The sequence below is a fragment of the Pleionea sp. CnH1-48 genome (assembly GCF_024124665.1).
Taxonomy (GTDB): domain Bacteria; phylum Pseudomonadota; class Gammaproteobacteria; order Enterobacterales; family Kangiellaceae; genus JAMXSB01.
Genome location: NZ_JAMXSB010000002.1, coordinates 463,503 through 478,170, shown reverse-complemented (window position 1 = coordinate 478,170; position 14,668 = coordinate 463,503). Strand labels below are relative to the sequence as shown.

8 protein-coding genes are annotated in these 14,668 nt (G+C 44.6%); 5 read left to right on the top strand and 3 right to left on the bottom strand.

The annotated features are described in order from the left end of the window. Positions 1-35 precede the first annotated feature (35 nt). On the top strand, positions 36-557 hold the full coding sequence (gene def / locus NH399_RS04605) for a peptide deformylase (RefSeq protein WP_253037291.1): 522 nt from the start codon (positions 36-38) through the stop codon (positions 555-557). 43 nt (positions 558-600) lie between these two features. Here def and NH399_RS04600 read toward each other — a convergent pair whose 3' ends face one another. Continuing rightward, positions 601-1,215, bottom strand: a complete 615-nt coding sequence (locus tag NH399_RS04600; protein ID WP_253037290.1) for an N-acetylmuramoyl-L-alanine amidase — start codon at positions 1,213-1,215, stop codon at positions 601-603. Positions 1,216-1,525: 310 nt separating this feature from the next. Between NH399_RS04600 and NH399_RS04595 the strand changes: the two genes are divergently transcribed. The 4 genes from NH399_RS04595 to NH399_RS04580 all read left to right on the top strand — a co-directional run bounded on the left by NH399_RS04595 (position 1,526) and on the right by NH399_RS04580 (position 10,867). Beyond that, on the top strand, positions 1,526-5,749 hold the full coding sequence (locus NH399_RS04595; RefSeq protein WP_253037289.1) for a DUF4011 domain-containing protein: 4,224 nt from the start codon (positions 1,526-1,528) through the stop codon (positions 5,747-5,749). Between the two features lie 436 nt (positions 5,750-6,185). Further along, positions 6,186-6,866 carry a phospholipase D-like domain-containing protein gene (locus tag NH399_RS04590; RefSeq protein ID WP_253037288.1) on the top strand — a complete coding sequence of 227 codons (681 nt, stop codon included), beginning with the start codon at positions 6,186-6,188 and terminating at the stop codon, positions 6,864-6,866. Between the two features lie 337 nt (positions 6,867-7,203). Then, positions 7,204-8,880 (top strand): sodium:alanine symporter family protein, encoded by a 1,677-nt coding sequence (locus tag NH399_RS04585; RefSeq protein WP_253037287.1) that lies wholly within the window; start codon positions 7,204-7,206, stop codon positions 8,878-8,880. A 226-nt stretch (positions 8,881-9,106) separates the two neighbouring features. Next, entirely contained in the window at positions 9,107-10,867 is a 1,761-nt protein-coding gene (locus NH399_RS04580; protein WP_253037286.1) for an acyl-CoA dehydrogenase family protein, read from the top strand. Positions 10,868-10,914: 47 nt separating this feature from the next. On the opposite strand, the gene NH399_RS04575 is transcribed toward NH399_RS04580, so the two are convergent. Continuing rightward, positions 10,915-11,331, bottom strand: a complete 417-nt coding sequence (locus tag NH399_RS04575) for a hypothetical protein (RefSeq protein WP_253037285.1) — start codon at positions 11,329-11,331, stop codon at positions 10,915-10,917. 238 nt (positions 11,332-11,569) lie between these two features. Further along, positions 11,570-14,662: an efflux RND transporter permease subunit gene (locus tag NH399_RS04570; protein WP_253037284.1), complete on the bottom strand. Its 3,093-nt coding sequence runs from the start codon at positions 14,660-14,662 to the stop codon at positions 11,570-11,572. Positions 14,663-14,668: the final 6 nt, after the last annotated feature.

The following is a 14,668-nucleotide window of genomic DNA, read 5'->3' as shown; positions in this document are numbered from 1 at the left end:
AATACACCGATATTTGTTCTTATCAGGTAAGTTTTGTGGCTGTATTAGAGATTTTAGAATTACCCGATCCGCGTTTGCGTGATAAAGCCGTTGAGGTGACCGACGTAGCAAGCGTGCAAACGCTGATCGATGATATGTTGGAAACCATGTATTCAACGCCTGATGGCATCGGTTTGGCATCGATTCAGGTAGGGCGTCGCGAGTCAGTGATTGTGATTGACTTATCAGAAGAGCGTAATGACCCTTTGGTGTTGATTAATGCCAAGATTGTTGAAGGTTCAGATAAGTGTGTTAACGAAGAAGGCTGTTTGTCGGTACCTGATTATCGCGCCAAGGTAGAGCGTTTTGCCAAGGTTAAAGTATCTGGTCTGGATCGTGAGGGTAAAGAAATCACTGTCGAATCCGACGACTTTTTGGCCATTGCTTTACAACACGAAATTGATCACCTGTTAGGCGTCGTGTTCATCGACCATTTATCCAGCTTAAAGCGTTCTGTCGCGCTTAAACGCATCAAAAAGTACCAAAGACAACAAAAGAAAATGGCAAAATCGGCTTAGAATTAGCGGTTTAGGCCCTCATGATAGAGGGCCTGTGGCCGGATTATTCTGCTTTAAACTCCATCACTTCTGGATGGGTCAAAAACTCTCTTAGCTCGTCCTGAGCATTAGCAAACACCGATTGATTCTCTTCCAATAGCTGCAAAGCCTCTATCAGCGCCGCATGAGTCTCTGGCGATAGGTTGGTTTCGGGCTCTGCGATGGCTTCACGAATTTGATGCATATCGACTTTATTGCCAGGGCAGGATTTACTGGTGCGGTAGCTGCTCGAAACCACACCTTGATCAACCAGCGAGTTAATTTCGCGGTGTCCAATGACCTTTTCAATGGGAATATCAAATTGTGTCATCAGGCGGTTAACCAGTTGGAAAAGTGTGGTTTTTTGAGCATCGGTAAAATCGTCGTAATCACCATGCCCAATACAGCAAATACCGACAGAGCGATGGTTGATACCCCGTGCGTGAGCGCCCATCCGAGAAAGTTCTCGTCCTTTTTCTAGTGTACCGTCGGCTTTGTCTTTGTGACGGTTATTGAGAATAACAAAGTGATAGCCAATGCCACTCCAGCCCCTTGCTCGATGCCATCGATCAATCGTATCGGCGTCGCAATTTTTGCCCCGAAAAGCCGCTGTATGGATGACGATGTATTCTGGTGTCATAACGAAGTCCTTCTAGTTGGGTCGCAGTAGAGATAAGTCCTTGTACTCTTTCAGTGTAAGCAAGCTTCGGCATAAAGTCAGAAGGTCTGGCGGCTATTGATGAGTGAGATTTTTGGTGGCTAGCTTAAGAAGGCTCAGAAGAGTCTGTTGAAAGCTTCTGTTTTTTAAAGAAAATTGATATATTGGGCTGAATAAACCACTACTTGTTTGGTGAGTTGTTTTAAAGAATGGTGAGAGAATCGTCATCACTGAGAATGTTGTGTCGCGAGATAATGTTGTTAGCGACAGCCCTTAGGCACCAAGGATAATTATGGCAAACACCCTGACTCAAATTTTAAACATGGCTCGTCACGAATTGCTGGATATGGGACTAAGAGCCAACCCCATGCTGAATTTTGTGGCGGGCATGCGCTCTCTTGAAATCGTCGATGAGCAAGCAGAACAGGTATTTGAACTGCTGGTGAGTCAGGGAAAGAGCATGAGTTGCCTGGCGCTTCCAGAGGTTTATCAACAACAAGAAACCCCTGCTGAGGCAAAAAAAGAATTAGCCACTGATATAGAGCAGGACGAGTCTCAAGAGGCAGAGCAAAACACTCAAGAGTCAGAGCTCGAAGCAGAACCAGACATTCCTCTGCCGCCGTTGGATGTTTATCTGGCAGAGCAAGAAGGGGACGAACGTCATCAGGATTTGCGACTGCAAACCGCTTTGACGACGGCACAACTCGATCAGCGGTTGCTGCGTGTTGAATACGAGGCCCACACCTTATTACAAGAGCAGGGCGTCGATGTTCTCTATCTTGCCTTAGGGTTTTTGGAGTGGTTCGAAAGTGATGATTCTGATAAGCCTCGCTATGCGCCATTGATATTAGTGCCAGTGGAGCTCACTCGTACTTCAGCTCGTGAGCGGTTTTATATTCGATACTCTGATGTTGAGCTGGGTGACAATCTGGCATTAGCCGCAAAACTAAAAAGCGACTTTCAATTAAATTTGCCTTGCTTCGATGAAGAGCAATCTCTTTCTCAGTATTTTGAGCAGGTTAAAAACAGCATTGCCTCGCAACCGCGCTGGAAACTCCACATTAATAAGATCGCACTAGGATTGTTTTCGTTTGGTAAGTTCCAGATGTATCAGGATTTGGATGCTAATGTTTGGCCTGAGCACAAAAAGCCGCAAGATCATCCCTTGCTGCAACAGTTGTTTGAGCAAGGTTATGGCGCTACAGAGGTGAATGATTCTGTAGCACTTGATTTAACGCCGCTTGCTGAGCCAGAAAGGTTGCATTTGGTTAAAGACGCCGATGTGAGTCAAACCGAAGCCATTTTGGCTGCTATGCAAGGGGCCAATCTGGTTATCGAAGGGCCGCCAGGAACAGGTAAATCACAAACCATTGCCAACATGATCGCCGAAGCCATTGGGCGCGGTAAAAGTGTTTTATTTGTTGCACAAAAACAGGCTGCTCTTGAGGTGGTCAAGCGGCGTCTGGATGAGTGCCAGTTGGGTTCTTCTGTACTGGAGTTACACAGCCACAAAAGTACTCGCAAAGCGGTGATTGCTTCGTTTAAAGAAGCGCTTGAGCAAATACCTCCTTCAGTAAAAAGCATTGAGTCTGAACAGCAACGATTAGTGGATATTAGAACCCGACTCAATAATTATGCCGCCAGTATAAGGCAAAACATTTTGCATTCGGAGCTGAATTATACCGACGCGCTGGGTCGTTACAGTTTTATGAAGCGCCAACTGGATTCTATCGAACTAGCCGATATCGATGCCTCCCATTTAATAACGCTTGATGCTGAATCTTTTGCTGCGTTAAAACTTAAAGTAGAGGAATGGTGCAGTCATCTAGCGAACCTTTCGAGTCCATTGGCTAGTCATGCTTTCGCTGATAGTGAAAGGCTAAAAGTGACGCCGCAAGACATCGATAAAATTCGAGAGTTGCAGGTTCAGGTAGAGCTAACTCTGCAAGTTATTTTGCGAACCAGCGAACAACTTGTGCAACCTGTCCAGTTACCTCAACCCAGAACCCTCAAGGGTATCAAAAAGGCGATTGGTATTGTTCAACGGATGTTGGATGCACCACCGCTCGATGGTCTTTCAATAACTCATGAGGCCTGGTCAACCAAAGCCGAAAGCATTCAGCAAGCGATGATGGCAGGTGTTCGTTGTTCTGAGCTTTTAAATGTGCATCAAGAGCGTTTTATTGATGCCGCATTTAATACAGATCTGATTGCTATTCGAGGTGGTTTAATTGGTCGAGTTGATAAATGGTGGCGAATACTTTCTGGTGACTATCGCCGCGCAAAAAACAGTCTAGGCGCGTTGCTTAAGCAAGGATTACAAGGTCAGCCTACCGAATGGTTACAATGGGTTGATGAGCTACTAGAGCTACAAACTCATCGCCAAACACTGAGTTCTTTTGATGCTCTAGGAAAAGAATTGTTTGGCAGTCATTGGAAAGGGGAGTCAAGTAACTGGCAGAGTTTACAAACTCAGTCTGAGTGGTTGATTCAGGTATTTGCAGAACAAAATAACAAATCCTTACCCGCACATTTTGTTAAGTGCCTGTCTCAGCAACCTGACTTATCAAACAGCCCAGAAGAGATCAAAATACTTAAAGAGAAGCTAGTCAGTTTTTCGGAATTGATGACGTCTATGTTAGCCTCTCTGCAGTGGTCTCAGAATCATAACTGCCATGACATTGCGCGTTATCCATTAAAGCAATGGCAGCAACTTATCGTTGGTTGGCAACAATCAGAACGCTTGTATGAGATAGTGCGCTATAACGAATTGGCGCAGAACCTGAGTGAGCATCAACAAAGTTCTTTGGTTCAATTAGCAAGGGGATGGCAACACTCTCCTAAATTACTCTTGTCTCTTTGGCTGTGTCATTACTATCGCGCCTTATTGGATTATGCTTATCAAGAACATCCTGCAATTCAGTCGTTCGATGCTTCACATCACGAACAACTAAAGGCAGAGTTCAACTCACTTGATAAAGCAGTTTTCGACTGGGCTCAACAACGCCTGTTACAACAAAGACATCAAGCCGTACAGATTGATAATCTGGATGGCCATGCGATGGATATCTTGCAAAAAGAATTGCATAAAAAATCCCGTCATAAAGCCATTCGCCGTTTGATTGAAGAAGTTCCCGAGTTAATTCAAACCATTAAACCGGTAGTGATGATGAGTCCCATGTCGATTGCTACCTACTTGCCACAAGGTGCTATCGAATTCGATATGGTTATTTTTGACGAAGCCAGCCAGATCCCTGCCGTTGATGCACTAGGAGCGATATTGCGTGGTAAACAAATCATTGTGGTTGGTGACAACAAACAAATGCCGCCGACACAATTTTTCCATCGTGCGATTGAGCTGGATGATGATGAGATGGAGCAAAGTGCAACCTCCCATGTGGAAAGCATACTCGCCATGATGGAATCCCGAGGCGTAACTCAAAAAATGTTACGTTGGCATTACCGCAGTATGCATGACTCTCTTATTCGTACGTCGAATCACTTGTTTTATCAAGACCAATTGTTAGTGTTTCCTAGTCCTGGTTTACATCCTCACGCCAAAGGTCTGAACTTTGAAAAAGTAGAAGAGGGTTACTATGATCGCGGCGGTAGTCGAACCAATTTAAAAGAAGCCGAAACCATTGCAGAACGCATTATTCAACATGCCAAACAAACGCCAGAACTCTCTTTGGGTGTGGTGGCCTTTAGCAGTGCGCAAAGAGACGCCATTATTTTGCAACTAGAAAAACTCCGGCGATCCAATATTGAAACCGAAGCCTTCTTCCAACATAAAAACAGCGATGAGTTTTTTGTTAAAAATCTGGAAAACGTTCAAGGTGACGAAAGGGATGTCATTTTTATCAGCGTCGGCTATGGCCGAACACAAGCGGGTAACCTGTCGCAAAACTTCGGCCCAGTTAATCAACAAGGAGGAGAGCGACGACTCAACGTTTTGATTACTCGCGCTCGAATGGCCATGACGGTTTTTGCTAACTTCACCGCAGATGAACTGAAAACAACTGCAACCTCTCCAGCGGGTGTTAAAGCGTTAAAAACCTTCTTAACCTACGCCGAAACTCGACAACTACCGATTGTGCAAGAGACTGGCAAAGAACTCGACTCACCTTTTGAACAAGAAGTGAAACATGCCATTGAACAACTCGGCTATGAAGTTGAACCGCAACTGGGTAGCGCTGGATACTATATTGATCTAGCCGTACGCGATCCTAATAAACCTGGGCGTTATCTATTGGCCGTTGAGTGTGATGGTGCTTCTTATCACAGCTCAGCAACCGCCCGCGAAAGAGATCGCTTGCGTCAAGGTGTACTCGAAGGGTTAGGCTGGCGCTTCCACCGAGTATGGAGTACCGACTGGTTTCGTCATCAAGCCTCATGCATTGAACGTCTGCATGAGTCTATTAAAAATGCCGAAGCTTATTATTTGCATTTGGATGGTGAAAGTCAGAGTGATGAACAGGCTGAGTCTACGGAGGAAGACTTAGGATTAGAAGTTTAGATGGGCGGTTTAGGTTTCCAATCAAGTGTGGCCTAAGTCTTTACTCCGTTCTCATCTGGTCATGAGGCGTCGTCTGATAATTCAGAACCAAGAAAGAATATTGAACATAAACACATAGCAAGATCGAATCTTCCTTGGCACCGATAAGATCAACAAATCGACTCAGAGTTAACAAACATACTCAGCCCATAAAATCCCTGACGGACAAATGCCGAGCGCGGCGATTAAGGGCTCTTTGCTTCCTTTGCAGCTCTTGGTAAAGGAAGTCGCCAAATACCCGAACAGGGTATAAAGGCGAAATCTGTACCGTCAAAAAAGAAGAAGTAACAGAAAACCTTCTGAACAAACCAATCAATTAAAAAATCAAAAAGACATCACCCTAAACTCCTTGATATCATCCCAACCACAAATCACAAAAGGGCAAAACATACCACTAATGGACAATCAAAAAATTGAACAACATCTTAGAGACTCTCTGGCTGACCAAAAACTCGACAACAAAGAACGAGCTGAGCTCAGAGAAATCCTCAGTCATCTATCCCACGAGCAAGCGCGCTTTATCCGCAACAAAGCCTTTGACCTCGTACGAGAGCAAATCAAAGATCCTGCTGACTGGATGCCACTGCTCAAATGGCTCGAAAGTGTGATAAAAACCGTTGCCGTAGAAACCCATCAAACCGCGCCCGTTTATGAATCTTACTTTAGCCCTGGCCAAGCTTGCCGTCGACGCATTGTCGAGTTTTGCCGTCAGGCCCGAGAGTCACTCAATATTTGCGTGTTTACTATCTCCGATGACCGTATCACGCAAGAAATCCTCAACGCCCATGAGCGCGGAATCAAAGTCGCGGTTATCTCTGACAACGACAAAGCCAATGATCGTGGTAGCGACATTGATTACCTTACACAGAAAGGGGTCGCCGTTTGTCTCGATTCAAGCCCTCATCACATGCATCACAAATTTGCGATTTGTGACCAGCAATGGTTACTCAACGGCAGTTTTAACTGGACGCGCAGTGCCAGCGACTTTAATCAAGAAAATATAACCATTAGTAATGACCTCCGAATGATTACTTCCTTTAGCAAGGTGTTCGATGATTTGTGGGAAAAATACTCATAATTCAATAAAAATGGCACTAAATTGACCAGCCTATGACAGCTTTGTTTCTCTATTTAGGGCATTGAGAGTGAACTTTGACCAAGGTGCAAATTCTCTATGGTTTGAGTTGTTGTGGGCCGCTGGAGGTCGCTGCCTGACTGTGATAAGGTAACCGCCCGACAGATAATGAAAATAAAAAATGCGTGACTCGGTGTTTGTTATTTGTTCATGATAGTTGCTGTCTAAATGGAGCCTAGTGTCTAGACGAAATGCTTTTGGAGCATCGTTTCTATTTAGATTGGTCCGAGCCACTGCAAAAAACTCATAACGCTAATAAGAACGACTGGAGAGACAGGTTTTGGACGCAATTAATAGTTTTTTATTGTGGATTGATCAATTTTTGGGATCCGCAGCTTATTTTCCCTGGTTGCTGCTCGGCACAGGCTTTTTCTTTACTTTCTACTTAAAATTTCCACAAATTCGTTACTTCGGTCAGGCCGTACGCATTGTTCGTGGTAAATACGCAAAAGACGATGCCCCCGGTGACACTTCTCACTTTCAGGCTTTAACGACAGCACTTTCTGGTACGGTAGGTACTGGTAATATTGGTGGTGTTGCACTTGCACTGTTTTTGGGGGGACCTGCTGCGTTGTTCTGGATGTGGGCAACGGCATTCTTTGGTATGACCACCAAATTTGTAGAGGTGACCTTATCGCATAAATATCGCGAAAAGACCGCTGATGGCTCTATGGCCGGTGGTCCTATGTACTTCATGGAAAAGAAATTGAACATGAAGTGGTTGGCGGTACTCTTTGCGATTGCCACCATCATCAGTTCGATTGGTTCGGGCAACATGCCTCAAATCAATAGTATTGCCAGCGCGATTGAAGATACTTTCAACATTGAAGGCTGGATCACGGGCCTTATCTTATCCGTGTTGCTAGCTCTGGTTATTGTTGGTGGCATCAAGCGTATTGCACAGGTAGCTGAACGTATCGTACCTACCATGGCGCTGATTTATGTTGTCGGTGCGTTTATTGTTATTTTCACTCACTACGAAAATATTATCCCTTCATTTGTTTCTATCTTCGCTGACGTATTCACGGGTTCTGCTGCTATTGGTGGTTTCTTGGGTGCGAGTATGGCATTTGCGTTAGATCGTGGGGTTAACCGTGGTTTATTCTCGAACGAAGCCGGTCAGGGTTCTGCGCCTATCGCTCACGCCAGTGCTAAAGGTAATGAGCCTGCGTCAGAAGGTATGGTGAGTTTGCTTGAGCCATTCATTGATACCATTCTGATTTGTACCTTAACGGGTTTGGCTATTTTGTCTTCGGGCGTGTGGAAAGAAAAGCACGAAAATACTTTTGCTCAAGCAGATATGATTTTTCTTGCAGGTTCTTACAACGACAAAAACGAAGCTGATGTAGAAAAGTTGTTTACCTTCCTGGATAGAGGTGGCGAAGAGCGTTCTGACATCAAACGTTATGATGGCAAGTTAGTGGTTCGCGAAGGTGCGCCTATTGGCAATGAATTTACATTAATAAACTCACGTTCTGTTGCTGAAAACTATTCGATTTTGAAAGAAGGCAATCCTTACTCTGGTGAGTTGATCATTGTTAACGGCAGAATGGATAAGCAAGGTGCAGACATTGAGATTGTTGGTAAGTCACTAATCCACTCAGTGCCTCTGACGATTAAAGCTTTTGGTAGCGCTTTGGGGCCTTACGGCGAATACATCGTTGCTATCGGCTTATTGCTGTTCGCCTTCACTACGGCCATTGCCTGGTCTTATTATGGTGACCGTGCGGTTATCTACCTGGTAGGCCCAGCAGGCGTATTGCCATATCGACTGGTTTATGTGGGCTGTTTCTTGGCGGCATCGATGATTGATACTTCGGTGGTTTGGCATCTGGCTTATGTAACCGTGGCCTTGATGACGATACCCAACTTATTCGGTATTTTGATGTTGCATAAAGACATGAAAGAAACCGTTAACGATTATTGGGATCGCTTCCAGCAAAATAAAGCAGATTGATCATTGTGCGAGGTGGAAACACCTCGCGAATGGAGTATCTCAGAGCGATGAAGTAACTGATTAGACCAGTTGCCATCGCCTCCTAAGGGCTTTAGACTAGGACTATAACCAATAGGCCCTGGTGCTAAGGCCTTTTTTATTGGCAATAACTGATTTGTTGGGCAGATTATTGTCGATATCAGCTGTTTATCAGCGATAATGATTAAAAAATAGACAGGAAAGACGAATGAACTATAAAGCCCCTGTAGAAGATATGATGTTTCTACTCAAAGACGTGTTCAACATTCAGGATGAGATGAAAGATGTTACTCGTTTTGAAGACTTTGATTACGACTTGTATAACGCCGTGTTAGAAGAAGGTGCCAAGTTTACCGAATCGGTTCTTTCGCCTTTAAATCGCAGCGGTGACGAAGAAGAGTGCCAGCATTCTGGCTCAGAAGTAACCACGCCAAAAGGCTTTAAAGAAGCTTATCGCCAGTTTTGTGAAGGCGGCTGGCCTTCGGTCAATGCTGATCCGGATTTTGGCGGACAAGGGTTACCTAAAGCATTGCACGTATTGTTCGAAGAAATGCTATACGCCTCCAATACGTCTTTCGGTCTTTATCCTAGCTTAACGGCAGGTGCGGTACATACGGTTGCAGCACACGCCAGCGACGAATTAAAAGCCACTTATCTAGAAAAGATGGTCTCTGGCGAGTGGGCTGGAACCATGTGTCTGACTGAGCCTCACTCAGGTTCTGATCTCGGTATCCTTAAGTCAAAAGCCGATCCTCAAGACGATGGCTCTTACAAGCTAAGCGGCACCAAAATCTTTATTACAGGCGGTGAGCACGACTTATCTGACAATATCATTCACCTGGTATTAGCTCGCTTACCCGATGCGCCTGCAGGCCCTCGCGGCATTTCTTTGTTCCTCGTACCTAAATTCATGGTTAATGAAGACGGTTCTTTGGGTGAGCGTAACCCAATTTTCTGTGGCTCTATTGAGCACAAAATGGGTATCAAAGCATCTTCTACCTGTGTCATGAACCTTGATGATGCAACAGGTTGGTTGATTGGGCCGCCTAATCGCGGTTTGGCTTGCATGTTTACCATGATGAACAAAGAGCGTTTGTCGATCAGTATTCAAGGTATTGGTCTTGCAGACATGTCTTATCAGGTAGCACGCCAATACGCCGAAGAACGTATTCAAGGGCGCAGTGCTCGAGAAGGTAAGCAGGGCGCTGCAATTATTGAGCACGCTGACGTTCGTCGTATGTTGTTGTCGATGCGTTCTACCACCGAAGCGAATCGCGCACTAGCGGTTTACCTGGGTATGCAAAATGATTTAGAAGAGCATGCTGCAACTGAAGAAGAGCGTAAAGCGGCGGCTGCTCAAGTGGCATTGTTAACGCCAATCGCCAAAGCCTTTTTCACAGACATGGGTTACGACAGCTGTAATCATGGTGTTCAGGTATTAGGGGGTCATGGCTTTATTCGCGAGTGGGGCGTTGAGCAGTGTGTTCGTGATTGTCGAATTGCTCAGATCTACGAAGGTACTAACGGCATTCAGGCGCAAGATTTATTAGTACGAAAAGTTTGTGCCGACAAAGGTGCTGCACTAAACGTTCTACTAGAAACCATCAGCAGTACGCTTGAAAGTGAAAAGTCAAAAGAAGGTCTGGCAGATTTTGTAGCCACTATGGAAGCGGGCCTTGAATCATTAAAAGCGGTGACTGATCACATCATGAAGCAAAGCGAAGACAATATCGCTGCGTCACAAGGTGGAGCGGTTGAGTATTTGCACATTGCCGGTTACGTGATTAATGGTTGGTTGTGGATCAAGATGCTTGGTGCAGCGGATGTGTTGTCTGAGCAAGCGAAAGCAAGAAAGTTTGCTGCTGCAAACTTCTTCTTTGCTCATCTATTCACAAAAATAGATTCGTTAAAAACGTCAATCGAAAACGGTTACAACAACGTTTTTGATTTGTCTGACGAATTAGTCTAAATCTGTATCGGTGCTCAGTCGTTCTGGCTGAGCACTTTTTATATCAATTAACCCACTAAAAAACGCTTCATATCACTGAATAAGCCAGATTCGTCATCGTGTCGCTGATTCATACCTGAGCGTGCAGTTTTAAGTTCTTCAATTTTTTCTCGATGCAATATATCGATTGCAGTTTGCACATCATCTTCTTCGCGACAATAACCTGATTCTTTCATCGCGTTCATCAAATGATTCGAAATAAAGTCGAACTCGGTGTGCCATAAGTGATGCTCAGTATGTTCATGCATACGCCGATGGATGCGTTTTACCAAGCCTTTTAAACGTGGCACATCATGGGTGTGACAATATTCTCCCAATAGATTTTCTAACAGATTATACTGGGAGTGGGTGAGTTTCACTGATTGGTGCTCATTAAACTTAGGGGTTAACGAATATAACAACACCGGAATTTGTTGGTACAACATTCGTACTATCTCCTTATAGTGGGCTACTCAAGACTTAGATTAGTCGAGATATCTCAATATTTGCAAATCCCGTGTTTTGCCACCAAAACTAAATGTTTTGCTAAGAAGTTGACTTATAAGGGCTTATTAAAGGCTAAATAAGGTGGGGTTATAAGGGTGATCTCGTTTAGACCAATAAAGTTTAAATGAGCCCTGTTTTTGTAGTGTTTAATAAATAAAAACCCTCACGAAGAGGGTTTTAATGAGGTTTGGTGTTAGCCCTGTTTGACATAGAAAGTTGATAAAGTATCGGGATAACAAAAAGGGTTAAAAAGGATGAAAACAGCAAGCCCCAAACAATGGCTGTTGCAACGGGCGACCAGAGTAAACTTGCTCCACCTAAACCAGATGCTAACGAAAACAAGCCCGCGATCGTTGTTAAGGTAGTAATCATTATCGGTAATAGTCGTCGGCGTGCTGCATAAAAAGTAGCGTGGGTTAGACTCATACCCGAAGTAAGATTTTGATTCGCCGTCGATATCAGAACAATGGCAGCATTTACTGCAATACCCGCTAAAGCCACAATACCATACATAGTAAATAAGCTAAGTGGGTTGCCTGATACCAGCAGTCCTACGACGACACCAATGAAGGCCAGCGGCAGAGTCATTAGAATCATAAACGGCTGAAAATAGCTCTGAAACTGTGTACTTAAGATTAAATACATTAAACCAACGCCAAATAAGAACAGACCAAAAATCGCATCCAGACTTTCTTGGATATCATCCAGTTCGCCAGAAAAATCGAGTGATGCGTTAGGGTAGTCTTTCGCGATGGTTAGCCAATGTTCTTTAATCAGTTCGTTGGCCTGAATGGTGTCAATCGCCGTTTTATCAATATCGGATTCTAAGGTGATGGTGCGTTGGAAATTGTAGTGGCGAATGTTGCCTTTCACGATATCCGATTTAATGATCAATAATTCTTGTAGTGGTACCAAGGAGCCATCGGCTGCTGGCAGAGAAAAGTTTAACACTTCGTCGAGGCGATCAAAGGCGTCTTGAACTGCTGTTAAGGAACGTAGACGAACAGCTACCTGGTCACCCTGATGTTGAACGTAACTAATGATCTCACCATCCACCAGTGATTTGATGGTTTGCTGAATAACACTGGGGTGAATGCCTAATCGGTTGGCCGCATCAGAATCAATTTGAATATTTAAACCATTACGACCGATGCTATCGTCATCGGTGACATCTTTAAAACGGCCATCTTGACGCAGAAAATCTTGTAAAGCATCGGTTGCCCGACGCAACTCATTAAAGTCATCGCCACGCACTTTCAGACTTACTGGCTTGCTAGTAGGAGGACCGCCAGAAATGGTTAAGAAGGAGATGCGGCTAGGCCCAATGATTTGTTCCATCTTAGGGCGCAGCTCTTCGATAATAGAATCTACCGAGCGCATGGAGCCTGATTGCGGATTCAAACTGACTAATACCTGCCCAAGATGTTCACCAAAAGCGGGCGCGGTTTCGGTAAATGCTTGGCCCGCGTAACTCACCAACGAACGTGTTTCTTCTGGTTGCAGCTCCGCCAAGGCGATGTTTTCTGCCTCCATGACTTTTTCTATGGTGTTATCCAATGAACTTGATGTTGGCATATCAATGTTAATGTAAAACAGGCGCAGGGTGTCTGAGGCAAAAAAGTCCATTCGGATAATGCCCGTTGCTGGTGCCATTAGAGAGAATACAAAGAGTACAACCAACGCAGAGAGTGTTTTGCGAGGATGACGCATCATTTTTAACAAAGTGACGCCATACTTTATTCGTACTTTGCGGATCAAGTTTTGGCGAAACAGCTCCATCTTGGTTGGGTTTTTAAAGGACACTTTTGCCGACATGATATGACTTGGCAACATCCAGTAAGCTTCAATCAAACTGATGGCCAGTGCGGTAGTTACCACCAAAGGAATGACAAACATAAATTTGCCCAAAATACCTGGCAATAACATTAAGGGTAAAAAGGCCGCCATAGTCGTTAGAACGGATGCAGTAACCGGGCCTATGACTTCTGTTAATCCTTGCCAGGCAGCCTGAATGCCTTCTACGCCATCCAATAGCTTGCGATGAATCGACTCGACCACAACCACGGCATCATCAACCAACATACCCAGAGCAATAACAATGCCCAGCAACACAGAAGTATTTAGGGTTTGGCCTAACAGGTGTAAGGTGATAAAGGTTCCTGCTAGGGTAAAGGGAATACCAATAGTAACCAGCAGGCTGATTCGGGTGCTTAAGAAGAACCAAGTCACTGCGAATACAAACAGTAGCCCAAATAAAGCATTGGTTTGCATAACGCTTAATGCGCTTCGTGTCATTTGAGTTTGATCATCTACCAGCACAAAAGCAACGCCGCGCTCATCGGAGAGTTGGTTTCGTTCGGTAATAAAAGCGTCAATACGATCAACTAAATCCAGCGTGTTAAAGTCGGCTTGTTTCATAACCGCAAACAATACTGCAGGGCGTCCCTGAAAGCGAACGATTCGTTGTGCTTTTGCTCGTGCTCGTTCTACCTGAGCAATATCAGAAAGGCGAACTTCGTTGCCATTATTGCTTAGTATAGGCAGGGCAGCGAGACGGTCAGGATCGGTGGTGGTGCCTTCTACGCGAATTAACCATTGCTTTTGTGCCACACGAGCAGTGCCTGCGGATACGTCTTGATAAAACGCACGTACTGAGCGAATAATATCGGCAGGTGTTAGGCCGAGTTGCTGTAACTTTTCTGGATAGAATCGAATTTGTAACTCAGGATCTCTTAAGGCAGTGGGTTGTACACGATCCACACCGGGAATACGAGCCAGATCTTTTTCTAACAAACGAGCCTGACGACGCAGATTTTCATCATCCGCTGGACCGGATACAACAACGGTCGCAGTCGGAAAAGCATTGGCCGTGGTGACCTCAAATATGTTCGGGCGTTCAACTTCTTCTGGAAGGTTGTCTTCGATAGTATTTATTTCGCGTCTTAAATCGGCGATTCGTTTATCAAACTGACGTGTGCTGATATCGTGAAAACGAACCAACACACTCGACAAACTTTCGCGGCTGGTACTGGATACAAATTTAATATCTTGAACTTTTTCTAATGCTTCTTCGATCACATTAGTGACTTTCTTCTCGACATCAGAAGCGGTGGCACCAGGCAAAAAGGTGGTTATTTGTACCCAGTTAAAATTAACACTGGGATCTTGCTCTCGTGGCATTTGCTGATAAATCCCGATCCCAACGATTAACGTTAATAAGAACAGGAGATTCGTCAGTACATGATTCTCTATGAGTTTCTTTAACCACATAGACTG

Excerpts from the sequence above, each read along its gene's own strand:
- NH399_RS04575 (WP_253037285.1), bottom strand. The coding sequence starts at position 11,331 with ATGTTGTACCAACAAATTCCGGTGTTGTTATATTCGTTAACCCCTAAG.
- NH399_RS04590 (WP_253037288.1), top strand. The coding sequence starts at position 6,186 with ATGGACAATCAAAAAATTGAACAACATCTTAGAGACTCTCTGGCTGAC.
- NH399_RS04580 (WP_253037286.1), top strand. The coding sequence starts at position 9,107 with ATGAACTATAAAGCCCCTGTAGAAGATATGATGTTTCTACTCAAAGAC.
- NH399_RS04570 (WP_253037284.1), bottom strand. The coding sequence starts at position 14,662 with ATGTGGTTAAAGAAACTCATAGAGAATCATGTACTGACGAATCTCCTG.
- NH399_RS04600 (WP_253037290.1), bottom strand. The coding sequence starts at position 1,215 with ATGACACCAGAATACATCGTCATCCATACAGCGGCTTTTCGGGGCAAA.
- NH399_RS04595 (WP_253037289.1), top strand. The coding sequence starts at position 1,526 with ATGGCAAACACCCTGACTCAAATTTTAAACATGGCTCGTCACGAATTG.